Annotated in this window: 18 protein-coding genes; 14 read left to right on the top strand and 4 right to left on the bottom strand. The window is 65.0% G+C overall.

Features of this window, described 5'->3' with window-relative positions:
* Positions 1-114: 114 nt before the first annotated feature.
* Both IEI94_RS01725 and IEI94_RS01730 read right to left on the bottom strand, forming a co-directional pair.
* Positions 115-867, bottom strand: a complete 753-nt coding sequence (locus IEI94_RS01725; protein WP_191164985.1) for a YdiY family protein — start codon at positions 865-867, stop codon at positions 115-117.
* A gap of 116 nt (positions 868-983) precedes the next feature.
* Entirely contained in the window at positions 984-3512 is a 2529-nt protein-coding gene (locus tag IEI94_RS01730; protein ID WP_191164988.1) for a penicillin-binding protein 1A, read from the bottom strand.
* Between the two features lie 242 nt (positions 3513-3754).
* Between IEI94_RS01730 and pilM the strand changes: the two genes are divergently transcribed.
* The 12 genes from pilM to eno all read left to right on the top strand — a co-directional run bounded on the left by pilM (position 3755) and on the right by eno (position 21020).
* The gene (gene pilM / locus IEI94_RS01735; RefSeq protein WP_191165640.1) at positions 3755-4819 is read left to right on the top strand and encodes a type IV pilus assembly protein PilM; all 1065 of its coding nucleotides are present in this window, start codon (positions 3755-3757) and stop codon (positions 4817-4819) included.
* Positions 4816-5415 (top strand): PilN domain-containing protein, encoded by a 600-nt coding sequence (locus IEI94_RS01740; RefSeq protein ID WP_191164990.1) that lies wholly within the window; start codon positions 4816-4818, stop codon positions 5413-5415. The genes pilM and IEI94_RS01740 overlap by 4 nt, the downstream gene beginning before the upstream one ends.
* Positions 5412-6032, top strand: a complete 621-nt coding sequence (locus tag IEI94_RS01745; protein ID WP_191164992.1) for a type 4a pilus biogenesis protein PilO — start codon at positions 5412-5414, stop codon at positions 6030-6032. The genes IEI94_RS01740 and IEI94_RS01745 overlap by 4 nt, the downstream gene beginning before the upstream one ends.
* A complete protein-coding gene (locus IEI94_RS01750; RefSeq protein WP_191164994.1) occupies positions 6029-6544 on the top strand; it encodes a pilus assembly protein PilP in 516 nt (171 codons plus the stop codon). The genes IEI94_RS01745 and IEI94_RS01750 overlap by 4 nt, the downstream gene beginning before the upstream one ends.
* Positions 6545-6608: 64 nt before the next feature.
* Positions 6609-8630, top strand: a complete 2022-nt coding sequence (pilQ, locus tag IEI94_RS01755) for a type IV pilus secretin PilQ family protein (protein ID WP_191164996.1) — start codon at positions 6609-6611, stop codon at positions 8628-8630.
* Complete coding sequence (gene aroK, locus IEI94_RS01760) at positions 8630-9172, top strand: shikimate kinase AroK (protein ID WP_191164998.1); 543 nt, start codon at positions 8630-8632, stop codon at positions 9170-9172. The genes pilQ and aroK overlap by 1 nt, the downstream gene beginning before the upstream one ends.
* Position 9173: 1 nt before the next feature.
* Entirely contained in the window at positions 9174-10280 is a 1107-nt protein-coding gene (gene aroB, locus IEI94_RS01765) for a 3-dehydroquinate synthase (RefSeq protein WP_191165000.1), read from the top strand.
* A 435-nt stretch (positions 10281-10715) separates the two neighbouring features.
* Positions 10716-15167 (top strand): glutamate synthase large subunit, encoded by a 4452-nt coding sequence (gltB, locus tag IEI94_RS01770; RefSeq protein ID WP_191165002.1) that lies wholly within the window; start codon positions 10716-10718, stop codon positions 15165-15167.
* A 33-nt stretch (positions 15168-15200) separates the two neighbouring features.
* Positions 15201-16619 (top strand): FAD-dependent oxidoreductase, encoded by a 1419-nt coding sequence (locus tag IEI94_RS01775; protein ID WP_191165004.1) that lies wholly within the window; start codon positions 15201-15203, stop codon positions 16617-16619.
* A 518-nt stretch (positions 16620-17137) separates the two neighbouring features.
* Complete coding sequence (locus IEI94_RS01780) at positions 17138-18799, top strand: CTP synthase (protein ID WP_191165005.1); 1662 nt, start codon at positions 17138-17140, stop codon at positions 18797-18799.
* Positions 18800-18814: 15 nt separating this feature from the next.
* The gene (kdsA, locus tag IEI94_RS01785) at positions 18815-19666 is read left to right on the top strand and encodes a 3-deoxy-8-phosphooctulonate synthase (RefSeq protein ID WP_191165007.1); all 852 of its coding nucleotides are present in this window, start codon (positions 18815-18817) and stop codon (positions 19664-19666) included.
* Positions 19667-19724: 58 nt separating this feature from the next.
* Positions 19725-21020, top strand: a complete 1296-nt coding sequence (gene eno, locus IEI94_RS01790) for a phosphopyruvate hydratase (RefSeq protein ID WP_191165009.1) — start codon at positions 19725-19727, stop codon at positions 21018-21020.
* A gap of 579 nt (positions 21021-21599) precedes the next feature.
* On the opposite strand, the gene fdxA is transcribed toward eno, so the two are convergent.
* Positions 21600-21923 carry a ferredoxin FdxA gene (gene fdxA, locus IEI94_RS01795; RefSeq protein WP_095621465.1) on the bottom strand — a complete coding sequence of 108 codons (324 nt, stop codon included), beginning with the start codon at positions 21921-21923 and terminating at the stop codon, positions 21600-21602.
* A gap of 370 nt (positions 21924-22293) precedes the next feature.
* Positions 22294-24870, bottom strand: coding sequence for a DNA mismatch repair protein MutS (gene mutS / locus IEI94_RS01800; protein WP_191165011.1), 2577 nt, complete (start codon positions 24868-24870; stop codon positions 22294-22296).
* A 133-nt stretch (positions 24871-25003) separates the two neighbouring features.
* On the opposite strand from mutS, the gene IEI94_RS01805 reads away from it, so the two are divergent.
* Both IEI94_RS01805 and recA read left to right on the top strand, forming a co-directional pair.
* Entirely contained in the window at positions 25004-25513 is a 510-nt protein-coding gene (locus IEI94_RS01805; RefSeq protein ID WP_191165013.1) for a CinA family protein, read from the top strand.
* Between the two features lie 128 nt (positions 25514-25641).
* Positions 25642-26715, top strand: a complete 1074-nt coding sequence (gene recA, locus IEI94_RS01810) for a recombinase RecA (RefSeq protein ID WP_191165015.1) — start codon at positions 25642-25644, stop codon at positions 26713-26715.
* Positions 26716-26717 lie beyond the last annotated feature (2 nt).

Here is a 26717-nt window from a genome sequence, read left to right on the forward strand (position 1 = left end):
TGCTGGATACGGTAAGAGGGCTTAGCCGTTCTTCGTGAACCGCCGTGGTACGGAACCGTATGCCCGGTGGTGTGAGAGGACGGGGGAGGCGACTCCCCCTCCTACTCGATGTGCCTACCAGCTGTAGACCAGCGAGGCGCTGGTGGTCATGTCGCTGCGAGCGGTGGCCGTTTCGGGGGGCTGTGAGTTGCGGCGGATCTCGTGGGACAGGCGCAATGCCATACGCGCATTGATGCGAGCCGTCAGCGCCGAGTAGGAGCGCGACGTGGTGTTGTCGCGGGTGGCTTCCAGCGACAGCTCCTGGGAGAACGAGGCGTTGTCGGTGATCTCCCAGTCATAGGCTAGCGCGCCGTAGCCGACGCTGAGCCCCTCGCTCTCCTCATCGCGGACGTCGTCGAAGCGATAGCCGGGGCCGGCCTCCAGCGAAAGGCGCTGGGTATCACTGTCGAGAAGTTGGCGACCATAGCCGGCGATTGCCGTGACCTGCTGATCGTAGCCGCTGAAGCGGTCCTTCTCCCAGCGAGCAAAGCCGAACAGGTAGTGGTCGCCATCGAAGTCGTAGCGTTCGCGCCAGGCGGCCAGGTACTGCTCGGCGCTGGTGGTGTCGTCGCGGGCCACGTTGCGGATCTCGCCGCGCAGGCTATGGGTCCAGTTTCCGGTCAGCCAGGTCAGCCGCCCCTTGCCAAGCAGGGTGCGGCTGTCGGTGTTGCCGGAGAGCTGGGTGAAGCCAAACTCGAGGTCGCCAGCGAAGACGTCGTCCTCTTCGTCAGGCGGTGGTGGCGCATAGAAAGGACTCGCCTGAGCGCTAAGGGCTAGCGCCAGCAAAAGGGCTGCTAGGCCTCCTGGGCCCAGCCATTGACGTCGCATGCTGTAACTCCCTGTCGCTGCATGAGTGTCAGCCTACTCGCAGCAGGCATAGGGTACCAGGCCATGGGGCACCGCGGGCGGCTCTCCTGCCGCCCGGATTGCTCTGCAAGAGTTGCTTAGAAAATGGCCTCATAGGAGCCAGTGCCCTGGGAGCCGCTGCTGTCCTCGATCTCCTGGCCTACGCTACGCGGCTGATACTCGGGCAGATGGTCGCTATGGAACAGCTCGCTGATGCCGCCGGACTGATCGTCGTGGAGGCGCCGGCCGGTATCCGCATCGACCCGCGCACGGACGATGTTGGAAGGCGCCTCGGGCATCGCTTCGGGGCGGCCGTTAAGGGCGTTGCCCATGAAGTCGATCCACACTGGCAGCGCCGCACGCCCGCCGTACTCGCCGGTGGTCTCGTTGTTGTCCTTGCCGATCCATACGGTGGTCACGAGATCGTCGTTGTAACCGGCGAACCAGGCGTCGCGCTGCTCGTTGGTGGTGCCGGTCTTGCCGACGATGTCCTGGCGGCCGAGTTCGAGGGCGGCGCGGCCGGTGCCGCTGTCGATCACGTCGCGCAGCATATCGCGCAGGATATAAACCGAGGCGGGATCGGCGACGCGATCGGCGAGCGGATAGACGCGACCGTCGATCTCCACTTCGGTGGCGCCGTTGTCGCATTCGCGACAGGCAACCCGGGGTATTGCCTCGTCGATGACGTTGTCGTCGCTGCCGCGGGTAACGCGTTCGACGAACCACGGCGAGACCTGGAAGCCGCCGTTGGCGAGGACCGCATAGGCGTTGGTCATCTCCAGCGGGGTCAACGAGGCGCTGCCAAGTGCCAGTGACAGGCCGCGGGGGAGGCGGCTCTCGGCGAAGCCGAAGCCCTCGAGAAATTCGATGGCGTTCTCGATCCCCAGGCTCTGCAGCACGCGCACCGTGACCAGGTTGCGCGACTGCGCCAGGGCGACCCGCAGGCGGGTCGGGCCGAGGAAGTTGCCGCCGGCGTTGACCGGGCGCCACAGATCGTTACTGCCGTCCTGCATCACCACCGGGGCATCGTTGACCACGGTGGCGGCGTTCATATCGCCATCCTGGAGGGCGGCGAGGAACACGAAGGGTTTGAAGATCGAGCCCGACTGGCGCTGTGCCTGGGTGGCGCGATTGAACTTGCTGGCATTGAAGCTAAAGCCGCCCTGGAGCGCAAGGATGGCGCCAGTGTCGGGTTCGAGGACGACGATCGAACCCTCCGCGTCGGGGCGCTGGGAGAGCCGGAAACTGCCGTCTTCGCGTTCAAGGATGCGTACCAGGTCGCCGCGACTGGCGATGTCGGCAGCCGAGCTGGGCTCGGGGCCGCGGGCGAAGGCGCTGCGATATTCGCGTGCCCAGCTCAGGCCATCCCACTCCAGGGTGACCAGTTCACCGCGGCGGTCGAGCACGGTCATCTCTCGCCCTTCGCTCTCGACCACGATGGCCGCCTGCAGCGGGCCGAAGCCGGGGGTGCGCTCGAGCACTCGTAGCCAGTTGCTGACGTCGCCGTCGATGCCCTCTACCTGGCTTTGGCTGCTCTCTGCGGCCTGCCGGGCTGTCTCCATGACCTCGGGGGACTCGCCGAGCTCCTCCTCCAGGCCGGTGCGCTCGGTGCGCTCCTGGGCCTCGACCAGGCTCGAAGGAATACCGCTCTCCTCGGACCCGCGCCAGCCGTGGCGGGTATCGTAGTCGATCAGGCCGCGGGTCAGGGCGTCGCGGGCATAGGGCTGCAGCTCGCTGTCGAGGGTGGTATGGATGCGATAGCCGCCGGTATAGGCCTCGTCGCCGTAGCGTTCGATGGCGAACTGGCGGGCCATCTCGGCCACATAGGGCGCATCGACCTCGACCTGGGCGGTAAAGCGCTGCGCGGTGATCGGCGCCTGTACGGCCTCGTCATAGGCCGCCTGGTCGATATAGCCGAGGTCGCGCATGCGATAGAGGATCCAGTTGCGGCGGATCAGCGAACGTTCGGGATTGGCCAGTGGATTGAACGATGAGGGTGCCTTGGGCAAGCCGGCAATCATCGCTTTCTGGGCCAGGGTCAGCTCCGAGAGCGGCTTCTGGTAGTAGGTTTCGGCTGCGGCGGCGACGCCGTAGGCGCGGTTACCGAGGAAGATCTTGTTGATGTAGAGCTCGAAGATCTCCTCCTTGCTGAGCACCTGCTCCATCTGCAGTGCCAGCAGGATCTCGCGGATCTTGCGGGTAAAGGTACGGTCCAGGGTCAGCAGGTAGTTGCGCGCCACCTGCATGGTGATGGTGGAACCGCCGGTCTGGATGGTGCCGCCACTGGACACCAGCTCATAGGCGGCGCGCGCCAGTCCGCGTGGGTCGACTCCGGGGTGGTCGAAGTAGTTGGCGTCCTCCGCGGCCAGCAGGGCCTGCACCAGGTCCTCGGGGACCTCGTCGAAATCGATGGCCATGCGCCGCTCTTCGCCGAACTCACCGATCAGCTTGCCGTCGCGACTGAAGATGCGTAGCGGTGTATGCAGCTCGAAATCCTGAAGCTGGCGAACGTCGGGCAGGCCCGGCGCAAAGTAAAGTGCCGCGCCGACGACGGCTAGCACGCTGGCTGTTCCCAGCGAGAGGAGGAGCCAGAGCAGCGATACGACGGAGGTTTTAAGCAACTTCATGTAGAGGCGGTACCCGTGGTGCGTGGAGAGTGCGCAGGAGATAAGCGGAAGAGCCGAGCGTCTATTATAGGTAGGCTCGACGCCTGCCACCAGCGTTGAAGGTGCAACTCCCCCGCAGTTGTGTGATTTCGAGCAAGATCATGTAACCTCATGGTAATGGCTCATGGTCAAGGAATTAGGACTCTAGCCGATAATAATGAGGTTGGCGTCATTGCTGCGCCGTGCAGGGGAGTACAGCCTTGGTGAGATTCAAGCGCTCGGACAAGGCTCTGGTCGGGGTGGATATCAGTTCGGCGACTGTCAAGTTGATCGAGCTCAAGCATTCGGCCAGTCACTATCAGGTTGACAGCTACGCCGTGCGCCCATTGCGCGAAGGCGCCGTGGTAGAGCGCCGCATTCGCCATATGGAAGACGTTGTGACGGCGCTGCGAGCTGCGGTCGAGCAGGCTCGTTTGCACACCCGTCGCGCCTGTGTGGCGGTGCCTGCCAGTGCTGCGATTACCAAGACCCTGACCCTTCCCGCCTCGCTCAATGACGATGAGATTGAGGCGCGTATCCAGCTTGAATCCGACAAGCACATTCCATTTCCGTTCGCCGAAGTGGCCTTCGATTTTCAGCGCCTGGGGCTCAATGCGCGTTATGCCGACCAGCAGGACGTGCTGCTGGTCGCCTGCCGTCAGCAGGATGTCAGCCAATTGACCGAGGCGCTGCTGCAGGCTGGACTCGAGCCGGCTGCGGTGGATGTCGAGACCTTCGCCATGGAGCGCGCCTTTGGCGAGCTGCGTCATCAGCTGGAGCCGCCGCTGGCGCCTGAAGATGACTGCGTGGCGCTGGTCGATATCGGCGCCACCATGAACTCGTTTCATGTGCTGCGCGAGGGTCGCGTGACCTATAGCCGCGATACCGTATTCGGTGGCCGCCAGCTGACCGAAGAGATCCGCAGCCGCTACGGTCTGAGTCTCGAAGAGGCCGGCTTGGCCAAGAAGCGTGGTGGACTGCCCGAAGACTATGCCCGGGCAGTGCTGGAGCCGTTTCTCGATACCCTGGTTCAGCAGATCGGCCGCTCGTTGCAGCTCTACTACACCGCTGGCCGCAAGTTCGAGGTGAAGCGCCTGGTGATCGCCGGCGGCTCGAGCGTGGTGCCGGGGCTCAGCGAGCGGCTGAAGCAGGATAGTGGTATGGACGTGACCATCGCCAACCCCTTCCTGCGCATGAAGATCAATTCGCGGATCGATATTCATACTCTGGCCGGCGATGCGCCGGCCATGCTGACGGCCTGTGGCTTGGCGATGAGGGCGCGCCGATGACCATCGAAATCAATCTGCTGCCCTGGCGCGACCGCGTCCGCGAGCGACGTAGCCGCCGTTTCCACGTGGCCATGGTGCTGGCCGCGGCGGTGGGGCTGGGCAGTGGCGCAAGCATGACCGTTTTTTACCAGCAGCGGCTTGACGCGCAGCAGCAGCGCAATGCCCATATAGAGGCTCAGGCCGCCCAACTCGAGCGTGATATTCGCTCCATCAGCGAGTATGAGGCAGCGCGGGAGCAGATGCTCAACCAGATCGAGGTGTTCAGTCGCCTGCAGGTGGGGCGGCCGCAGACGGTGCATGTCTTCAATCAACTGGTCGAGAGCCTCGAGGAGGGCGTTCACTACACGCGCCTGTCGCGCCAAGGTGATTCACTGCGGGTGGCGGGGCTGGCCGACAGCAACCGTCAGGTCTCGGACCAACTGCGTGCGCTGGCAGCGTCTACGGCATTGGGTGTGCCGGTACTCTCTGAAGTCGAATCCGAGGAGGGCGCAGCGCGGCGTCGCTTCAGTCTCAGCGTCGATCAGCAGATGCCCGAAGACGCCGAGCAGGTCGATGAGCTGGTGCCGGAGTCCGCTGCTGAGGAGGCATCGCCATGAGTCTATCGGGAGAGCTGCGGCGGCTGCGTGAGCTGGAATGGCGCGAGCTGGACATCAAGGAGTCGGGCAGTTGGCCCTGGTCGTTGCAGCTAATCTGCTGCCTGCTGGCGCTGGGGCTGACCTTCGCCGGGATGCACTGGTACCTGGCGGCGCCCAAGGCTGAGGAGCTGGCGGCTGTGCAGCGCCAGGAGGAAAGCCTGGTGCGAGACTTCCAGAGCAAGGCCGTGCAGGCGGCAAATCTGCCGGCGATGCGGGCTCAGTCGGAGGAGTTGGAAGAGCGTCTCGAGGCGCTGCTCGAGATGCTGCCCACCGGCGCGGAAGTCCCTTCGTTGATTGACAATATCAGTGAGACGGCCATCGACAACGAGCTGTCGATCGACTTCATCCGGCTGCGAGCACCCGAAGAGCGTGAGTTCTACATTGAACAGCCCTTCGATATTCAGGTGCAGGGCGATTACCACCGTATCGCCGCCTTCCTGGCCGGGGTGGCCGGCCTGCCACGCATCGTGACTCAGCACGATTTCACGCTGGAGCCAGTGGCGGGCGACAGCCAGCTGCGCCTCTCGATGCTGGCGCGGACCTACAGCTATCGCAGCAATAGCGGGGAGGGGCAATGAAGCTATTGCCCGCGGTCCTGGCGGCGGGTCTGGTGCTGCTGAGTGGTTGTGCCGATCCCGACCTGGCTGGGCTTGATCGCGAATTGGAAGCGCTCAAGCGCAATCCCGGCGAGCTTTCGGTGCCGCCGTTGCCGGAGGTGCCCCGCTATCGTGCCCCTGGCTATGAGCAGGCCGGGGAGCGAAGCCCATTTCAGGCGCGCCTGGCCAGCGACGACAGTGCGGCTGCCCCTCAGGGAGAGCGGGCGCCTGACCCGGACCGTACCCGCGAACCCCTGGAGCGCTTCGATCTGAGCGAGCTGCAGCTGGTCGGGACCTTGACCGTCAACGCTCAGCCCTCGGCGCTGCTACGTTCGCCGGAAGGGCAGGTGCATCGGTTGCGGGTAGGTAACTATCTGGGCCGCGATGACGGCCGCATCGTCAGTATTACCGGGGCCTCGATCGTACTGGTGGAGACCGTTCGAGACCGCAATGCCTGGGTCGAACGAACGCGAGAAATGACGCTGCCCAACTAGGGCGAACCATATATGCCGCCGTGCCAAGTGGGCAGGCGGCAGTGCAGTGCAGGGGAACACGACAATGACGATTATCGGGCGTCTCACTACAGTCCTGATCTTGGCGCTGCTTAGCCTGCCGGCGTTGGCGGCGTCAACGCTCGACGACCTCAGTTACCGCCAGGGCGCCAGCGGCGAGCTGGAAGTGGTGCTGGGTTTTAGTGGCGGCGTCCCTGAGGTGCGCGGCTATCGGCTCGATGAGCCGGCACGCCTGACCATTGATCTGATGGAAACCTCCAGTCGGCTAGAACGCAGTCGCCAGTCGCTGCAGATCGCCGGCGTGCGCGATCTGACCACCCTCGAGGCCGGGTCGCGCACGCGCCTGGTGTTCGCCCTTGATAGCGCCCTGCCCTACAACACGCGGCAGGAGGGAGATTCCCTGGTGTTGTCGATCGGCGGTGAGGGCGGCGCTCAGCAGGCCTCCGCCGCCCAGGCCGAGCCGGCGGCGACGGCCCCCGCGGCGAGCCGTGAGCCGCGCATCGAGGAGATCGACTTCCGGCGCGGCGACGGCGGTGCCGGCCGTCTGATCGTGACCTTCGATCGCGCCGGTGTCGACTCCCGAGTCCGCGAGAGTGGCAATCGGATTATCGCCGAGCTGCGCCGGGTGGAGCTGCCGACCGAGCTCGACCAGGTGCTCGATGTGACCGATTTCGGCACCCCGCTGAGGCGTATCAGTCCGCAGCCGGGGCGCGATGGTGTGACCCTGGAACTCGAGGCCAGCGGTGATTTTGCGATGCTCTCGACCCACAGCGGCCGCGAGCTGGTGATCGAGGTCCAGCCGGTGTCCCAGGCCGAGCGCGAGACCCGCGAGCGCGAACGTTTTGCCTACACCGGCGAGCGTATCACCCTCAACTTTCAGGATATCGAAGTGCGCTCGGTGCTGGCGATCATCGCCGATGTTAGCGGCCTCAACCTGGTCGCCAGCGATAGCGTTACCGGCAATGTCACGCTGAATCTGCAGGAGGTGCCCTGGGATCAGGCCCTCGATCTGGTGCTCAAGAGCCACGGTCTGTCCAGTCGCCAGGAGGGCAACGTGATCGTCGTCGCGCCGGCCTCGGAGCTGGCCAATATCGAGCGCCAGGAGATCGAGTCCCGTGAGCAGATGGAGACGCTATCGCCATTGACCACCGAAATGATCCAGGTTCGCTATGCCCGCGCCTCGGACCTGGCTGCCCTGCTGCGCGGCGATGGCGGTTTCGGGTTGCTCACCGATCGCGGCCGGGTCAGCGTCGACCAGCGCACCAATACCTTGCTGATCCAGGACACCGCCGATCAGATTCAGAGCATCATGCGCACGCTGGATCAGCTCGACGTGGCGGTGCGTCAGGTGCAGATCGAGGCACGCATCGTGATCGCCCGCGATAGCGCTACCCGCGAGCTGGGGGTGCGCTGGGGCGCGTCGTCTGGGGGTGGGGGGCGTCTCGACCTGGCCGGAGCGTCCGACGGCACGGCGGCCAATGGTGGCCTGGTGGTCGATATGGGCAGTGGGACCAACCCGCTGACCACCTTCGCCTTCGGCTATCTGTCGGGGGATATCCTGCTCGACCTCGAGCTGCGCGCCCTGGAGAGTGAAGGCAAGAGCCAGACCATCTCCCAGCCGCGGGTGATCACCGCCAACCAGCGCACCGCGGTGATCAAGCAGGGCACCGAGATCCCCTATCAGGAGGCGACTTCCAGCGGGGCCACCAATGTCGAATTCAAGGAGGCGGTGCTGTCCCTCGAAGTGACCCCGCAGATTACCCCAGACAACCGCATTATCATGGACCTGGTGATCAACAACGATACCGTCGGCGAGGAGTTCGCCGGGGTGCCGTCGATCGATACCAACCAGATCGAGACCCAGGTGCTGGTGGATAACGGAGAGACCGTGGTGCTGGGCGGGATTCTCACCACCGAGCAGGTGCGCAGCCTGTTCAAGACGCCGTTCTTCGGTGACCTGCCGCTGATCGGTAATCTGTTCCGCTATACCCAAGACTCGAGCGAAAAGGTAGAGTTGCTGGTATTCATCACCCCGAGAATCATCGAGGACGGACTGGCAATTCGCTGATGCAGGATTTACCCAACCTATTTCTGATCGGCCCCATGGGGGCAGGCAAGAGTACCATCGGCCGCCTGTTGGCGGCCGAGCTGTCGCGTGACTTCCTCGATAGCGATCACGAGATCCAGGGCCGCTGCGGCGCCGATATCCCCTGGATCTTCGAGATCGAGGGGGAGGCGGGCTTTCGCGAGCGCGAGGAAGCCATGGTCGATGAGCTTACTCAGCGCCACGGGGTGGTGATGGCAACCGGCGGCGGCGCGGTGATGCGTGAAAGCAATCGTCGCGCCCTGCGTGAGCGCGGCACCGTGATCTATCTCTATACCACCGTCGAGCAGCAGCTGCGGCGCACCGCCAAGGATCGCAATCGTCCGCTGCTGCAGAACGGCAACCCCGAAGAGATCCTGCGTGGCATGTTTGCCAAGCGCGATCCGCTGTATCGTGCCACCGCTGACCTGATCGTGCGCACCGACCGACGCGGTCCACGTTCGGTAGTCAGCGAGATCGTCCGCCGCGTGACGCGCCTCGTCGATCCACTGCAATGCAAGGCCTGACATGACTACACCTTCCCCGTCGCCAGTGACGCTCAACGTCGAGCTCGGCGAGCGCAGCTATCCCATCCATATCGGTGCCGGCCTGCTCGGTGACCCTCAGTGGCTGACCCCCTATCTCGCTGGCCGTCAGGTCATGGTGGTCACCAACCAGGTGGTGGCGCCGCACTACCTCGAGCGTTTCAAGGCCGGCTTGCCGGCCGACCTCGAGGTGCGCGAGCTGGTGCTGCCCGACGGCGAGGCGACCAAGACCCTCGATCATGTCAGCCGCATCTGGGACGCCCTGCTCGAGGCCGGCTTCAATCGTCGCTGTACGCTGGTGGCGCTGGGCGGCGGGGTGATCGGCGATATGGTCGGTTTCGCGGCGGCGGGCTATCAGCGCGGCGTGGCCTTCATTCAGGTGCCTACCACGCTGCTCTCCCAAGTTGACTCCTCGGTGGGCGGCAAGACCGGCGTCAACCATCCGCTGGGCAAGAACATGATCGGCGCCTTCTGGCAGCCCCGCGCGGTGTTGATCGACACCGCGACCCTGGCCACGCTGCCGGCGCGGGAGTTCTCGGCGGGGCTCGCCGAGGTGATCAAGTACGGGTTGATTCGCGATATCGACTTCCTGGCTTGGCTGGAAGCCAGTATGACGGCGCTGCGCGACCTCGACAGTGCGGTGTTGAGTGAGGCGATTCGGCGCAGCTGTGCGCTCAAGGCCGAGATCGTCGCCGCCGACGAGACCGAGCAAGGCGTCCGTGCGCTTCTCAACCTCGGTCACACCTTCGGCCACGCCATCGAGGCCCATCAGGGCTACGGCAACTGGCTGCACGGTGAAGCGGTGGGCACGGGGATGCTGATGGCGGCCGAGCTGTCGCAGCGGCTGGGGTGGCTGGCCGAGGCGGACGTCGCTCGCGTCAGGCGTATTATCGCGGCCGCCGGACTCCCCGAAGCGGCGCCCGTCGACATGGGGGCCGAGGACTTCCTGAGTCGCATGCGTCTCGACAAGAAGAATATCGATACCCGGCTGCGCCTGATCCTGCTGCGTGGGCTCGGCGACGCTTGTCTGGATGACCAGACCCCGCCGGCGCTGCTCGAGGCGCTGCTCAACGACTATCCGCGCAGCTGATTCCGCTGTTTTTTCCCCGAATGATGCCGTGTACGGCGCCTGCTGACAGCAGGCGCCGTTTTTATTGCTGGGCAAGCTGCCGACGAGATGCGCTATAGGGCATGAATTCGCATGCCTTATGCACAACTTGCATGGGGATTGGTGCAAATATTAGACTAAAGTCTAACGATGTTTTGACGCACTGCCAGCCTGCACAAGTCCTTGACCTGCCAAGTGTTTTTTATTGAATGCATGGCTAACTAGCCGTTTTCTGGCGATTTTTTGGGTGAGAGCGAAGGTGGGGAATTGCGTGTCACAGGGGGGGTGGCTATGCTGTACGGCCTTTTTCACGCCAGAAAGTGGCCAGCGAATGGCCTGTTTTACGAAAAAAATAACCTTTAAAGATAGCACTGATATTTTCTGGACACAAGACACCGATTTCTGTGAGGCACGCCCATGAGACAAGGTCTTCATCAGCCGGGTGAATTCCGGGACAACTGCGGCTTCGGCCTGATTGCGCATATGGAGGGTCAGGCCAGTCATGCGCTGCTCAAGACCGCCATCGAGTCGCTGACCTGCATGACCCACCGCGGGGGGATCGCTGCAGACGGCAAGACCGGTGACGGCTGTGGCCTGCTGCTGAAGATGCCCGTCGACTTCATGCGCGCCGTGGCCCGCGAATCGCTGGGCGTCGAGCTGGGGCGTAGTTTCGCCGTGGGGAGCCTGTTCCTGCCTGACGATGACGCCCGCGAAGCCCATGCCCGCGAGGTGCTGGAAGACGAACTTGCCGCGCGTAACCTGACCGTACACGGCTGGCGCGAGGTGCCCACCGACGCCAGCGTCTGCGGACCGATGGCACTGGACTGCCTGCCGCGTATTCGCCAGCTGTTCGTCTCGGCCGACGATGAGCGGCTCGATGCCCAGTTGGCGGTGGACCTGTTCATGGCCCGTCGTCGCGCCGAGCAGCGCCTGCGCGATGAAGAGGATTTCTACATCTGCTCGCTGTCGGCCAAGGTGGTCTCCTACAAGGGCCTGATGATGCCCGTGGACCTGCCGACCTTCTATCGCGATCTCGGTGACGAGCGCCTGGAGACCGCCATCTGCGTCTTCCACCAGCGCTTCTCCACCAATACCGCGCCGCGCTGGCCGCTGGCCCAGCCGTTCCGCTTCCTGGCGCACAACGGTGAGATCAACACCATCGAGGCCAACCGCGGCTGGGCCAACTCGCGCAAGGAAAATTTCGTCAACGAGCTGCTGCCCGACATCGCCGAGCTCGACGAGATCGTCAATACCGTGGGCTCCGACTCCTCGAGCATGGACAATATGCTCGAGGTGCTGATGACCGGTGGCATGGACATCTACAACGCCATTCGCATGATGGTGCCGCCGGCCTGGCAGAACGTCGAGACCATGGACGGCGACCTGCGCGCCTTCTATGAGTACAACTCGATGCACATGGAGCCGTGGGACGGCCCGGCCGGGATGGTCATGACCGACGGCCGTCACGCGGTGTGCATGCTCGATCGCAACGGCCTGCGGCCGGCGCGCTGGGTGATCACCAAGAATGGCTTCATCACCCTGGCCTCGGAGATCGGCACCTACGACTATGCGCCCGAGGACGTGGTCGCCAAGGGCCGTGTCGGCCCCGGCCAAGTGCTCGGCATCGACACCGAAACCGGTGAGGTGCTGCACACCCAGGATATCGACAACCGCCTCAAGTCGGCCTTCCCCTACAAGCGCTGGCTGAAGGATCGTGCCCACTACCTGGAGTCTGCCCTCACCGAGCTGGCGCGCTTCCAGCCGATGGACACCGATGATCTCAACGTCTATCAGAAGATGTTCCAGATCAGCTTCGAGGAGCGCGACCAGCTGCTGCGGCCGCTGGCCGAGAGCGGCCAGGAGGCGGTGGGCTCGATGGGTGACGACACCCCCATGGCGGTACTGTCGAGGCAGAACCGGGTGCTTACCGACCACTTCCGCCAGAAGTTTGCCCAGGTCACCAACCCGCCCATCGACCCGCTGCGCGAAGCCATCGTGATGTCGCTGGAAACCTGTATCGGAGCCGAGCTCAACGTCTTCGAGGCGACGCCGGAGCATGCCCACCGAATCATCCTGACCACGCCGATCCTCTCGCCGCGCAAGTTTACCGCCCTGGTCAGTCACGACGACCCAGCTTTTGTCAGCCACCCCCTGTCGCTGGCCTACGATCCCGAGCAGCAGGGTCTCAAGCAGGCGCTGCAGGCCCTCTGCCAGGAAGCCGAGACGGCGGCGAAGGATGGCAAGGTACTCCTGGTACTGAGCGATGCCAACCTCGAGAAGGGCCAGCTGCCGATTCATGCGGCGCTGGCCACCGGCGCCATCCATCACCATCTGGGCCGGCTGGCGCTGCGGCCGCGGGTCAATATCGTGGTCGAGACCGGCTACGCCCGCGATGCTCACCAGATGGCGGTGCTGTTCGGCGTCGGCGCCACGGCGGTCTACCCCTATCTGGCCTACCAGGTGCTGGCCGATATGCACCGCACCGGTGAGCTGACCGGCAATCCGGCGGACGCCCGCGAGAACTACCGCAAGGGCATGCAGAAGGGGCTCTACAAGATCCTCTCCAAGATGGGGATCTCGACGCTTGCTTCCTACCGCGGCTCGCAGCTGTTCGAAGCGGTGGGGCTGCACTCCGAGGTGATGGAGATGTGCTTCACCGGCATGGCCTCGCGCATCGAGGGGGCCGGCTTCGCCGAGATCCAGATGCAGCAGGCGCTGCAGGCGCGTGACGCCTGGCTACCGCGCAAGGGCATCAGCCAGGGTGGCCTGGTCAAGTATGTCCACGGCAAGGAGTACCACGCCTACAATCCCGATGTGGTGATGACCCTGCAGCAGGCGGTGCAGCAGGGCGACTATCAGAAGTGGAAGAAATTCGCCCAGCTGGTCAATGAGCGTCCGGTGGCGACCATTCGTGACCTGCTCAGGCTCAAGCCCGCCGCCGAGCCGCTGCCGCTGGATGAAGTGGAGCCGGTGGAGAGCCTGATTCCGCGCTTCGATAGCGCCGGGATGTCATTGGGAGCGCTGTCGCCGGAGGCCCATGAGGCGCTGGCTCAGGCCATGAACGAGGCCGGTGGGCGCTCCAACTCCGGCGAGGGCGGTGAGGATCCGGCCCGCTACGGCACCATCCGCAGCTCCAAGATCAAGCAGATCGCCTCGGGGCGCTTCGGCGTCACCCCGGCCTATCTGGTCAACGCCGAGGTGCTGCAGATCAAGGTCGCCCAGGGCGCCAAGCCCGGCGAGGGCGGGCAGCTGCCCGGCGGCAAGGTCAACGACCTGATCGCCCGGCTGCGCTACTCGGTGCCCGGCGTGACGTTGATCTCGCCGCCGCCGCACCACGATATCTACTCCATCGAGGATCTGGCCCAGCTGATCTTCGACCTCAAGCAGGTCAATCCGGATGCCCAGGTCTCGGTCAAGCTGGTCTCCGAGCCGGGTATCGGCACCATCGCCACCGGCGTGGCCAAGGCCTATGCCGACCTGATCACCGTGTCCGGCTACGACGGTGGCACCGCGGCCAGCCCGCTGACCTCGATCAAGCACGCCGGCAGCCCCTGGGAGCTGGGCCTGCCCGAGGTGCATCAGGCGCTGCGCATCAACGGCCTGCGCGACAAGATCCGCCTGCAGACCGATGGCGGCCTGAAGACCGGCCTCGATGTGGTCAAGGCGGCGATCCTCGGCGCCGAGAGCTTCGGCTTCGGCACCGCGCCGATGGTCGCCCTGGGCTGCAAGTACCTGCGTATCTGCCACCTCAACAACTGCGCCACCGGTGTCGCCACCCAGCACCAGTATCTGCGTGACGAGCACTTCCGCGGCACCGTCGACATGGTCAAGCACTACTTCCGCTTCATTGCCGAAGAGGTGCGTGAACTGATGGCGATGCTCGGCGTGCGCCAGTTGACCGATCTGATCGGCCGCACCGACCTGCTCGAGGCGATCGAAGGGCAGTCCAACGCCCAGCGTCGGCTCGACCTGACGCCGCTGCTGGAAAACGACCATGTGCCGGCCGACGCGCCGCAGTTCTGCCAGGTGAAGCGCAACGTGCCCCACGATCCGGGTGCCAAGAACCGCGAGGTGCTCGACGCGCTGGCGGATGCCATCGAGGCCAGGTCGGGGGGGGAGTTTTCGTTCACCATCACCAACTGCGACCGCAGCGTGGCGGCGCTCACCTCCGGGGCCATTGCCAAGCGCTACGGCGAGGAAGGGCTAGAGGATGCGCCGATCACCGCCCGTTTCACCGGCGTGGCGGGGCAGAGCTTCGGGGTGTGGAACGCCCGTGGTCTGCACCTTCATCTCGAGGGCGACGCCAACGACTACGTCGGCAAGGGCATGAACGGCGGCTCGATTACCATCGTGCCGCCCCGCGCCAGCACCTTCGAGAGCCACAAGACGGCGATCGTCGGCAACACCTGCCTGTATGGCGCCACCGGTGGCAAGCTGTTCGCCGCCGGTAGCGCCGGTGAGCGTTTCGGGGTACGCAACTCCGGTGCCCATGCGGTCATCGAAGGCGCCGGCGACCACTGCTGCGAATACATGACCGGTGGCCTGGTCGCCGTGCTCGGCGAGACCGGGGTCAACTTCGGTGCCGGCATGACCGGTGGCTTCGCCTATGTAATCGACGAGGATCGCACCTTCGTCGACAAGTACAACCACGAGCTGGTCGAGATCCACCGGATCAACACCGAGGCCATGGAGGCCTACCGGCGCCACCTGCGGGAAGTGATCGAGGAGTATGTCGCAGCCACCGATTCGGCTCGCGGCAAGGCGATCCTCGAGGACTTCAGCGACTTTATCCGCCACTTCTGGCTGGTCAAGCCCAAGGCAGCGAGCCTCAATGGCCTGCTTGCCGAATCCCGCCGGCGGCCCGAGTAAGCCCGACGTTCCAGACTTCGAGGAGAGACGACCATGGCAAACCGTCTGAGCAACGACTTTCAGTTTATCGATGTGGGTCGCCAGGACCCGCAGAAGAAAGAGGCGCGTACCCGGGCCAAGGAGTTCGCCGAGATCTACGAACCCTACAAGCCCCAGGAGGCGGCCAGTCAGGCGCACCGCTGTCTGCACTGCGGCAACCCCTACTGCGAGTGGAAGTGCCCGGTACACAACTACATCCCCAACTGGCTGAAGCTGGTCAGCGAGGGCAACATCCTGGAGGCGGCGGAGCTGTCCCACCAGACCAACTCGTTGCCTGAGGTGTGCGGTCGTGTGTGTCCCCAGGACCGCCTGTGCGAGGGCGACTGCACCCTTAACGACGGCTTCGGCGCGGTGACCATCGGTTCGGTGGAGAAGTACATCACCGATACCGCCTTCGCCATGGGCTGGCGGCCGGATATGTCCCAGGTGACCTGGACCGACAAGCGGGTGGCGGTGATCGGCGCCGGGCCGGCGGGCCTCGGCTGTGCCGATATCCTGGTACGCAGCGGCGTCAAGCCGGTGGTCTACGACCGCTATCCGGAGATCGGCGGCCTGCTGACCTTCGGGATTCCCGAGTTCAAGCTCGAGAAGCACGTCATGGAGCGGCGCCGCGCGGTGTTCGAGGAGATGGGCATCGAGTTTCGTCTCAACACCGATATCGGCAGCGACGTGACCATCGAGGCGCTACTCGAGGAGTACGACGCGGTGTTCATGGGCATGGGTACCTACAAGTACATGCAGGGCGGTTTCCCGGGTGAGGATCTGCCGGGGGTGCACAAGGCTCTCGACTACCTGATCGCCAACGTGAACCACTGCCTGGGCTTCGAAAAGGATCCGGCCGACTATGCATCCCTGGAAGGGCAGCGGGTAGTGGTGCTGGGCGGTGGCGATACCGCCATGGACTGCAACCGCACGGCGATCCGCCAGGGCGCGGCCAGCGTGACCTGCGCCTACCGCCGCGACGAGGAGAACATGCCCGGCTCCAAGCGCGAGGTGAAGAATGCCCGCGAGGAGGGCGTCGAGTTCCTGTTCAACCGCCAGCCGGTGGCAGTGGTCGGCGAGGACAAGGTCGAGGGCGTCAAGGTGGTGCGCACGCGGCTCGGCGAGCCGGACGAGAACGGCCGCCAGCGCCCGGAGGTGGTGCCGGGCTCCGAGGAGATCCTGCCCGCCGACGCGGTGGTCATTGCCTTCGGTTTCCAGCCCACCGACATCGACTGGCTGGCGCCCAACCGCATCGAGGTGGATGAGCGCGGCCGCATCAAGGCCAGTGAGGAGGCGGCGTTCGCCTTCCAGACCAGCAACGAGAAGATCTTTGCCGGTGGCGATATGGTGCGCGGCTCTGACCTGGTGGTGACGGCCGTCTACGAGGGCCGCCAGGCCGGCGAGGGCATACTCGATTATCTGGGGGTGTGAGGCCTGTCGCTCGATGATGCCGCCAAGGTGAGCGGCGTGGGGTGGCGCCAGTAGCCCGCGGCTTTTCCGGCGACAGGTCTTCGAGGGGGCGCTGTGAATCCGTCCCTGGACGCTACCGATGCCATCCCTGGCATCGAACCCCCTCTACGACCTGTCCCCGGTGCCGCTGGGTTGGGAGTGGAATCCTGCGGCTGACGCCTCCTGGAGGCGCAGCGAGTGACTTCCCAAAGGGCGCTGGCCAGAAACGCCGCGGCACGCGGCGATCGACATGGATGTCGATCGAGGGGCAGCGGGAGGGACCCCGGTTTGCCCCGACGCGTAGGCCGCCAGTGAATGGCCAGGGTTTCGCCCTTGGGGTCACGCGTCTCGCCTTCAGGAGGCTTCTCCATGCGGCGGGCTATTGATGCCGTTCGTTAGCCTCACCAAAATTGAGCCGATTCGTCGGATCTGCTACTCTGTCGTCCCATCCTGGCGCGGTTTCCTGCGGCGCCTTCTGATCACGATTCGACAGGTTTTCCATGACACGATATATCTTCGTGACCGGCGGCGTTGTGTCCTCTCTTGGCAAGGGCATCGCGTCGGCTTCGCTGGCGGCGATTCTCGAGGCGCGCGGCCTCAAGGTCACCATGCTCAAGCTGGATCCGTACATCAACGTCGATCCCGGCACCATGAGCCCCTTCCAGCACGGCGAGGTGTTCGTCACCGAAGATGGCGCCGAGACCGACCTCGACCTCGGTCACTACGAGCGCTTCATCCGCACCAAGATGACCCAGGGCAACAACTTCACCACCGGCCGCGTCTACGAGCACGTGCTGCGCAAGGAGCGCCGCGGCGACTACCTCGGCGGCACCGTGCAGGTGATCCCGCACATCACCGACGAGATCAAGCGCCGGGTCTACGAAGGCGGCGAAGGCTTCGATGTGGCGCTGGTCGAGATCGGCGGCACCGTGGGCGACATCGAGTCACTGCCGTTCCTCGAGTCGATTCGCCAGATCAGAAGCGAACTCGGCGCCAATCGCGCGATCTTCATGCACCTCACCCTGGTGCCTTACATCAAGACCGCCGGCGAGACCAAGACCAAGCCGACCCAGCACAGCGTCAAGGAGCTGCGCTCCATCGGTATCCAGCCGGATATCCTGATCTGCAGAAGCGAAGTGGAGCTCGAGGCCAGTGAGCGGCGCAAGATCGCGCTGTTCACCAACGTCGAAGAGCGCGCCGTGGTGCCGCTGCAGGACGCCGACACCATCTACCGCATTCCGCTGATGCTCCACGAGCACGGCCTCGACGAGATCGTTTGCGACAAGCTGCGCCTCGAAGCCAACGATGCCGATCTGCATGAGTGGGTGCGCGTGCTCGACGCCAAGCTCAATCCGCTCAAGTCGGTCAATATCGCCATGGTCGGCAAGTACATGGAGCTGCTCGACGCTTACAAGTCGCTCAATGAAGCGCTGATTCATGCCGGCATTCAGGGGCGGGTCAAGGTCAACGTCGACTATATCGACTCCGAGGATATCGAGCGCCACGGCACCGACCGCCTGGCCGACAAGGATGCCATCTTGGTGCCCGGTGGCTTTGGCGAGCGCGGCGTGGAAGGCAAGATCGCCACGGCTCGCTACGCCCGCGAGAACAGCATTCCCTACCTCGGCATCTGTCTCGGCATGCAGGTCGCGGTGATCGAATTTGCGCGTCATGTGGCCGGCTGGAACGACGCCAATTCCACCGAGTTCACTCACGATACCCAGCACCCGGTGGTCGGCCTGATCACCGAGTGGCTCAGCCCCGAAGGCAAGATCGAGCTGCGTGACGAAGCCTCCGACCTGGGCGGCACCATGCGCCTGGGCGGGCAGATATGCCACCTCAAGGCCGGCAGCAAGGCGCGTGAAGCCTACGGCAACGACGAGATCGTCGAGCGTCACCGCCACCGCTTCGAGGTCAACAACCAGTTTATCGAGGAGCTGGAAAAGGCCGGCCTGGTGGTCTCCGGCACCAGCGTCGACCAGTCGCTGGTGGAGATGATCGAGCTGCCCGAGCACCCCTGGTACGTGGCCTGCCAGTTCCACCCCGAATTCACCTCGACGCCGCGCGACGGCCATCCACTGTTCTCGGGCTTCATCGGTGCCGCGCTGGAGCACAAGAACGTCCGTGCGCGTCAGCAGTCCCAGGCCCAGCCGCAGGGCTAGGCGTCAGGAGTCAATATGTCGTCACCGCAACGCATCATCGACGTCGCCGGCCTCAAGGCCGGCAATGACCTGCCGCTGGGGCTGTTCGGCGGGATGAACGTTCTCGAGTCCCGCGACATGGCGCTCGAGGTAGCCGCGGCCTACGTCGAGGCGACCACCAAGCTGGATATGCCCTACGTGTTCAAGGCCAGCTTCGACAAGGCCAACCGCAGCTCGATTCACTCCTACCGCGGGCCGGGCCTGGAGAAGGGGCTCGAGATCCTCGCTGAGGTGAAGTCGCGGTTCGGTGTGCCGATCATCACCGACGTGCATGAGCCCTGGCAGGCCAAGCCGGCCGCCGAGGTCGCCGACATCATTCAGCTGCCCGCTTTTCTGGCGCGCCAGACCGACCTGGTCGTGGCCATGGCCGAGACCGGGGCGGTGATCAATATCAAGAAGCCGCAGTTTCTGGCGCCCCACGAGATGCGCCATATCATCCGCAAGTGCGAGGAAGCCGGTAACGACCGGCTGATTCTCTGCGAGCGCGGCTCGAGCTTCGGCTACAACAACCTGGTGGTCGACATGCTCGGCTTCGGTGAGATGAAGCAGACCGGCTACCCGCTATTCTTTGATGTGACCCATTCGCTGCAGCGCCCGGGGGGGCGCGCCGACAGCGCCGATGGCCGTCGCGCCCAGGTTGCCGAACTGGCCCGGGCCGGCGTGGCCGTGGGACTGGCCGGGCTGTTTCTGGAGGCGCACCCGGATCCGGACAACGCCAAGTGCGACGGTCCCTGCGCGCTGCCACTCGACCAGCTCGAGCCTTTCCTTGCCCAGCTCAAGGCGCTCGACGAGCTGGTCAAGGGGTTTGCGCCCCTGACGATTTCTTGAGCGGAGCCGTGACCCTCTCTCAAGCAAGATCAACGCTGACTCACTAAAGGAATACACCATGAGCAAGATTGCCGACGTTCGCGCCCTCGAGGTGCTCGACTCGCGTGGCAACCCCACCGTGCAGGCCGAAGTGGTGCTGGAAAGTGGCGCCAAGGGCGTTGCCTGCGCCCCCAGCGGTGCCTCCACCGGCTCGCGGGAAGCGCTGGAGCTGCGTGATGGCGACAAGGCCCGCTACCTGGGCAAGGGCGTGCTCAAGGCCGTCGAGGCGGTCAACGGGCCGATTCGCGAGCGCCTGCTGGGCATGAACGTTGCCGACCAGCGCGCCCTGGACGATGCGATGCTGGAACTCGACGGTACCGATAACAAGGCCAACCTGGGCGCCAACGCCATCCTCGCCGTGTCGCTGGCGGCGGCCAAGGCCGCGGCGGCCACCAAGGGCGTCGAGCTCTACGAGCACATCGCCGCGCTCTATGGTCAGCCGGGCCAGTTCAGCATGCCGGTGCCGATGATGAACATCCTCAACGGCGGCGAGCATGCCGACAATAACGTCGATATCCAGGAGTTCATGGTCCAGCCGGTGGGCGCGCCCAACTTCCGCGAGGCACTGCGTACCGGGGCCGAGATCTTCCACGCCTTGAAAAAAGTCCTCTCGGCCAAGGGCCTGTCCACGGCGGTCGGCGACGAGGGTGGCTTCGCCCCCAACCTGGCCTCCAACGCCGAGGCGCTGGCGGTGATCAAGCAGGCCGTCGAAGACGCCGGCTACACCCTGGGCCGCGATGTCACCCTGGCGCTGGACTGCGCGGCCTCGGAGTTCCACCAGGACGGCCAGTACACCCTCGCGGGGGAAAACAAGTCCTTCGACGCCGCGGGCTTCGTCGACTATCTGGCCGAGCTGTGCGACCAGTACCCCATCCTCTCCATCGAGGACGGCCTCGACGAGTCCGACTGGGCCGGCTGGAAGACCCTGACCGACAAGCTCGGTGACAAGGTGCAGCTGGTCGGCGACGACCTGTTCGTGACCAACACCAAGATCCTCAAGCGCGGCATCGACGAGCAGATTGGCAACTCGATCCTGATCAAGTTCAACCAGATCGGCTCGCTCTCCGAGACTCTGGACGCCATCAAGATGGCCCAGGACGCTGGCTTTACCGCGGTGATCTCGCATCGCTCCGGTGAGACCGAGGACACCACCATCGCCGACCTGGCAGTGGCCACCTCGGCTGGCCAGATCAAGACCGGCTCGCTGTGCCGCAGCGACCGTGTTGCCAAGTACAACCGCCTGCTGGTCATCGAGCAGCAGCTGGGGGAGCGTGCCACTTACCCGGGGCTCGCGGCGATCAAGGGTCAGGCTTGATTGCGTCACTGCATCCAGCGTAATGTGAGGCGGGGCCGTTGATCGGCCCCGCTTTTTTACTGTCAGGACGTTAGCTTTCAGTGATGGTCATGATGGCTCCCGAGTGTCGTCAATCTCTCCATTTCTTGTAAGAGATATCGTACATTTCGCCTGCGAACTTTGCTCGAAAACACCGCCGACTTCCTCTGTTTCGCCCTTCATTGTCGTTTAACTTGTTGATTTTAAAGCTATTGTTTTTCTCTCTCATCGTCAGGGTGCGCTGTGGGTGACGGGGAGGCCGGCTTGTGGTGGCGGCAGGACCTGCCAAAATGGACTCGGGATATGGAGAAGCGGGGAGTGCTTTTCCGGCAGGATGCAACGGGATGCTAGTCGTGGTGCGCCGAGTGCAGCAGGAAGCCGCCTCTCGGCACGGACGTCACCATCAGGACGTGGGCATAGGGACATGCTCAAGGGACTCGGCTTGGAGCGGGCGACCCAAGGGTCGCCTTTTCCATGCACGCACGCAGTAAAAACGCCGCCGGTCACTGACCGGCGGCGTTTTTTGTCGTGCGCCACGCCAGGCATGGCGGGAGGGGGCCCTCAGCGCTCGAGCTGTGCCAGCTTGTCGGGTTTGCCATCCCACTCTTCGGCGTCGGGCAGCGGATCCTTCTTCTCGGCGATGTTGGGCCACACTTCGGCGAGCTCGGCGTTGAGCTCGATGAACTCCTCCTGGCCTTCCGGTAGCTCATCTTCGGCAAAGATCGCCTCGGCGGGGCATTCCGGCTCGCACAGCGCGCAGTCGATGCACTCATCGGGGTGGATGACCAGAAAATTGGGGCCTTCGTAGAAGCAGTCCACCGGGCAGACCTCGACACAGTCGGTGTACTTGCACTTGATGCAGTTCTCGGTGACGACGAATGTCATGCCAGTCTCCCTTCCTCTGGCCGGTCGCTCGGCCACGATGATGGTTGGTAAAAAAGTTATAAGAGCCGATGTTTTTATGCTGGTGCGGCGGGGAATCTGACCATTCTAGTCGTGCCCCCATAGCGTCGCAAGCGATGTGCTTGCCGTTTCGACATAAGAGAGTCGCAGATGGCGAGGGGCGCCGGGGACAGGTCGAAGAGGAGGTTTGCGCCATGGATGGCGCAAGGTAGCGCCCAGGGATGGGTTCACAGCGCCTCCTCGTAGGCCTGCCGCCGGCATAGCCCCGGGCTGGTCACACCCAGGGACAGTGCTGTAGAGCTTCCTTAATAGGTTGCCCTCAGGCTAGCCCGTACCAGCCCTCTTGAGTCCCCTACAGCGCCTCCCGCCAGCGGTAGAGCAGCTCCAGCGCCTGGCGGGGACTCAGCTCGTCAATCGCCAGGCCGCCGAGTTCCTCGAGCAGCGGATGCGGGGCGCTGGCGAACAGGTCGTTCTGCTGCGGCACCGGCTCGCCGCTGGCGGCCAGCGTGGGGCGGCTGCCCTGGTCGACCTCGTGCTGCTCGAGCTGGGCGAGCTTGTCCCGCGCCCGGGCGATCACGCCCTGGGGCACCCCGGCCAGCTGTGCCACCTGCAGGCCGTAGCTCTGGCTCGCCGGGCCCTCCTCGACGCGGTGCATGAAGACGATGCCCTCGCGATGCTCCGCCGCGGTGAGGTGCACATTGGCCACGCCAGACGCCTGCTCGGCCAGCGCGGTCATCTCGAAGTAGTGGGTGGCGAACAGCGTGAAGGCCCGCGAACGGGTCAGATGCTCGGCGCTGGCCCAGGCCAGCGACAGGCCGTCGAAGGTGCTGGTGCCGCGGCCGATCTCGTCCATCAGCACCAGGCTATGGTCGGTGGCGTTGTGCAGGATATTGGCGGTCTCGGTCATCTCGACCATAAAGGTCGAGCGGCCGCCGGCCAGATCATCGGAGGAGCCGATACGCGTAAAGATACGGTCTACCGGGCCGATCTCGGCGTCGTCGGCGGGCACGAAGCTGCCGGTGTGGGCGAGCAGGGTGATCAGCGCCGCCTGGCGCATATAGGTGGACTTGCCGCCCATATTGGGGCCGGTGATCACCAGCATACGCCGGGCGTCGTCCATCACCAGGTCGTTGGGTACGAAGGGGTGCTCGCTGACCTGCTCGACCACCGGGTGGCGGCCACCGCGGATAGCGATCCCCGGCGCATCGGCGAGGCGTGGGCGCACGAAGTTCAGGGCCTCGGCGCGTTCGGCGAAGGTGGCCAGCACATCGAGGCTGGCCAGCGCCTGGGCCGTGGCCTGCAGCGGGCCGAGCTCGGCGTTGAGGGCGTCGAGCAGGCTTTCGTAGAGCAGCTTCTCGCGGGCCAGAGAGCGGGACTTGGCGGATAGCGCCTTGTCCTCGAACTCCTTGAGTTCGGGAATGATGAAGCGCTCGGCGTTCTTCAGGGTCTGGCGGCGAATATAGTCGGCCGGCGCGTCGCGGGCCTGACCGCGGGGGATCTCGATATAGTAGCCGTGGACGCGGTTGTAGCCGACCTTGAGGTTGGCCAGCCCGGTGCGCTCACGCTCGCGCCGCTCCAGCTCGATCAGATAGTCGCCGGCGTGCTCGGAGAGCCCGCGGTACTCGTCGAGCTCGTCGTCGAAGCCGTCGGCGATCACCCCGCCGTCGCGAATCACCACCGGCGGATTGTCGACCAGGGCCCGGCTCAGGGTATAGGCGAGCTCCGGGTAGGGGCGGATATGCCGCTTGAGGTCGTCCAGCGCGCTACCCTCGGGGTAGTCGCGCAGGGCGTCCTGCAGCTCGGGCAGGGCATTGAGGGCGTCGCGCAGTCGCGCCAGGTCGCGGGGACGGGCGCTGCGCAGCGCCACCCGTGCCAGGATCCGCTCGACGTCACCGATCGCCTTGAGGTCGTCGCGCAGCGCCAGGTAGCCCTCCTGGTCGAGCAGCAGGGTCACCGCCGTCTGACGCGCGCCGATCAGCGCGCGGTCGCGCAGCGGGCGGTTGAGCCAGCGCTTGAGCAGGCGGGCGCCCATCGCCGTGGCGGTGGTGTCGAGCACGCTGGCCAGGGTGTTGTCGCCGCTGCCGCCCAGGTTGATGTCGATTTCCAGGTTGCGGCGGCTGGCGGCGTCGATCACCACGGCGTCATCGCGGTTCTCGACGCCGATCGCGGTGACGTGGGGCAGCCGCGAGCGCTGGGTGTCGCGGGCGTAGTCGACCAGCACGCCGGCGGCGATGATCGCCGCCTCCAGGTGGGCGCAGCCGAAGCCGCGCAGGTCCTGGACCTGGAACTGGTCGCACAGCAGGCGCAGGGCGCTGTCGCGGTCGAACAGCCAGTCGCTCTGGCGCTTGAGGCTGGCGCGTTCGCCGAGAGAGGCGGGCAGCTCGAGGCCGTCGGCGGCGAGCAACTCGGCCGGGGCCAGGCGCTGCACCTCGGCCAGCATCTCGGCGTCGTCGTCGACCTCGAGCACGCTGAAGCGACCGCTGGAGAGCTCCAGCCAGGCCAGCCCCCAGCGCCCGCCCTGGCTGTGCAGCGCCAGCAGCAAGTTGTCGCGATGGGCGTCGAGCAGCGCCTCGTCGTGGAGAGTGCCGGGGGTGACGATGCGCACCACCCGACGCTCCACCGGCCCCTTGGCCAGCGCCGGGTCGCCGATCTGCTCGCAGATTGCCACCGACTCGCCGGCCTGGACCAGGCGCGCCAGATAACCCTCGGCGCTATGGTAGGGCACCCCGGCCATGGGAATCGGCTTGCCCGCCGACTGGCCGCGCTGGGTGAGGGTGATATCGAGCAGCTTGGCGGCGCGCTTGGCGTCGTCGAAGAACAGCTCGTAGAAGTCGCCCATGCGGTAGAACAGCAGCACGTCGGGGTGGTCGCGCTTGATCTTGAGGAACTGCTGCATCATCGGGGTGTGCGAGGGGCTGGCCTGGCTCATGGGGCTCCTTGACTCCTTGTATGGGCACACATAGTAGACGGCGGTGGTTGGCGTCGGCGCGTCGACGACTCTGCATCCGCGGCCAAAAGGCAGTATTCTACGCGCAAGCCAGCGCTACGTCAGGAGACCCGGCATGCCAGCATCCCCCCAGCGGCTCAGCAATCTCGATCTCGCTACCCTCGCCGAGCGGCTCGGCCGGCTGTGTCGCCAGCAGGGGCGTCAGGTGACTTGCGCCGAGTCGTGTACCGGTGGCGGCGTGGCCACTGCCATCACCGAGGTGGCGGGCAGCTCCGACTACTTCGAGACCGGCTACGTGACCTACTCGAATGGCGCCAAGACCCGCCTGCTCGGCGTCGACCCGGTGCTGATCGAGACCCACGGCGCGGTCAGTCGCGAGGTGGTCGAGGCGATGGTTGCCGGGGCCTGCCGCGACAGCAATGCCGGCCTCGGCGTGGCGATCAGCGGCGTGGCCGGCCCCGGCGGCGGCTCGGATGACAAGCCGGTCGGCACGGTATGGCTGGCCTGGGGCGACGCCGATGCACAGCAGGCCGATTGCCGCCACTTTCCCGGTGACCGCCGCGCGGTGCGCGAACAGGCGGTGCGCGCCGCGCTGGTGGGGCTGATCCAGCGCCTCGACGCCTGAGGCACAGAAATTTACCGACTGAGAGTAGGCGGGCGAGGAATTTTTCGCCATACTACTGTGCAGTCATACAGTATTCGATTCCGTGCTCGTAATCGACGTAACAACCGCTATCGCTTAGGAGATCTCCCATGGCCCAGGACGACAACCGTTCCAAGGCGCTGAATGCCGCCCTTTCCCAGATCGAGCGTCAGTTCGGCAAGGGCACCGTGATGCGGCTGGGCGACACCCCCCGCGTGGTCATGCCGTCGGTATCCACCGGCTCGCTGGGGCTGGATATCGCGCTCGGCATCGGCGGCCTGCCCTACGGCCGGGTGGTCGAGATCTTCGGCCCCGAATCCTCGGGCAAGACCACCCTGACGCTGTCGGTGATCGCCCAGGCCCAGAAACAGGGCAAGACCTGCGCCTTTATCGACGCCGAGCATGCCCTCGACCCCAGCTACGCCGAGAAGCTGGGCGTCAATCTCGACGATCTGCTGGTCTCCCAGCCCGACACCGGCGAGCAGGCCCTCGAGATATGCGACATGCTGGTGCGCTCCGGCGGCGTCGACGTGATCATCATCGACTCGGTGGCGGCGCTGACGCCGCGCGCCGAGATCGAGGGCGAGATGGGCGACTCCCACGTCGGCCTGCAGGCGCGCCTGATGTCCCAGGCGCTGCGCAAGATCGCCGGCAATATCAAGAACGCCAACTGCATGGTGGTGTTCATCAACCAGATCCGCATGAAGATCGGGGTGATGTTCGGCAGCCCCGAAACCACCACCGGCGGCAACGCCCTGAAGTTCTACGCCAGCGTGCGCCTCGATATTCGCCGCACCGGCTCGGTCAAGCAGGGTGACGAGGTCACCGGCAACGAGACCCGCGTCAAGGTGGTCAAGAACAAGGTGGCGCCGCCGTTCCGCCAGGCCGAGTTCCAGATTCTCTACGGCAAGGGTATCTATCACGCCGGCGAAGTGGTCGACCTCGGCGTACAGTGCAAGCTGGTCGACAAGGCCGGTGCCTGGTACAGCTATCAGGGCAACAAGATCGGCCAGGGCAAGGCCAACGCCGCTCAGTTCCTCGAAGACAACCCGGCGATCATGGACGAGATCGAGAGCGGCATCCGCGGGCAGCTGCTGGCCACCGTCGAGCCCAGGGAGAAGGACAAGCCCGAGGCGGCACTGGCCGACAGCGCCGACGAGCTGGGCGAGGACGGCCCGCTCTAAGC

Origin of the sequence: Halomonas sp. ML-15 (assembly GCF_014779595.1) — a bacterium.
Lineage (GTDB): Bacteria > Pseudomonadota > Gammaproteobacteria > Pseudomonadales > Halomonadaceae > Franzmannia.

Bases quoted from the DNA above. Each gene is read 5' to 3' on its own strand.
- IEI94_RS01725 (WP_191164985.1), bottom strand. From the start codon at position 867: ATGCGACGTCAATGGCTGGGCCCAGGAGGCCTAGCAGCCCTTTTGCTG.
- IEI94_RS01730 (WP_191164988.1), bottom strand. From the start codon at position 3,512: ATGAAGTTGCTTAAAACCTCCGTCGTATCGCTGCTCTGGCTCCTCCTC.
- IEI94_RS01740 (WP_191164990.1), top strand. From the start codon at position 4,816: ATGACCATCGAAATCAATCTGCTGCCCTGGCGCGACCGCGTCCGCGAG.
- IEI94_RS01745 (WP_191164992.1), top strand. From the start codon at position 5,412: ATGAGTCTATCGGGAGAGCTGCGGCGGCTGCGTGAGCTGGAATGGCGC.
- IEI94_RS01750 (WP_191164994.1), top strand. From the start codon at position 6,029: ATGAAGCTATTGCCCGCGGTCCTGGCGGCGGGTCTGGTGCTGCTGAGT.
- pilQ (WP_191164996.1), top strand. From the start codon at position 6,609: ATGACGATTATCGGGCGTCTCACTACAGTCCTGATCTTGGCGCTGCTT.
- aroK (WP_191164998.1), top strand. From the start codon at position 8,630: ATGCAGGATTTACCCAACCTATTTCTGATCGGCCCCATGGGGGCAGGC.
- aroB (WP_191165000.1), top strand. From the start codon at position 9,174: ATGACTACACCTTCCCCGTCGCCAGTGACGCTCAACGTCGAGCTCGGC.
- gltB (WP_191165002.1), top strand. From the start codon at position 10,716: ATGAGACAAGGTCTTCATCAGCCGGGTGAATTCCGGGACAACTGCGGC.
- IEI94_RS01775 (WP_191165004.1), top strand. From the start codon at position 15,201: ATGGCAAACCGTCTGAGCAACGACTTTCAGTTTATCGATGTGGGTCGC.
- IEI94_RS01780 (WP_191165005.1), top strand. From the start codon at position 17,138: ATGACACGATATATCTTCGTGACCGGCGGCGTTGTGTCCTCTCTTGGC.
- kdsA (WP_191165007.1), top strand. From the start codon at position 18,815: ATGTCGTCACCGCAACGCATCATCGACGTCGCCGGCCTCAAGGCCGGC.
- eno (WP_191165009.1), top strand. From the start codon at position 19,725: ATGAGCAAGATTGCCGACGTTCGCGCCCTCGAGGTGCTCGACTCGCGT.
- fdxA (WP_095621465.1), bottom strand. From the start codon at position 21,923: ATGACATTCGTCGTCACCGAGAACTGCATCAAGTGCAAGTACACCGAC.
- mutS (WP_191165011.1), bottom strand. From the start codon at position 24,870: ATGAGCCAGGCCAGCCCCTCGCACACCCCGATGATGCAGCAGTTCCTC.
- IEI94_RS01805 (WP_191165013.1), top strand. From the start codon at position 25,004: ATGCCAGCATCCCCCCAGCGGCTCAGCAATCTCGATCTCGCTACCCTC.
- recA (WP_191165015.1), top strand. From the start codon at position 25,642: ATGGCCCAGGACGACAACCGTTCCAAGGCGCTGAATGCCGCCCTTTCC.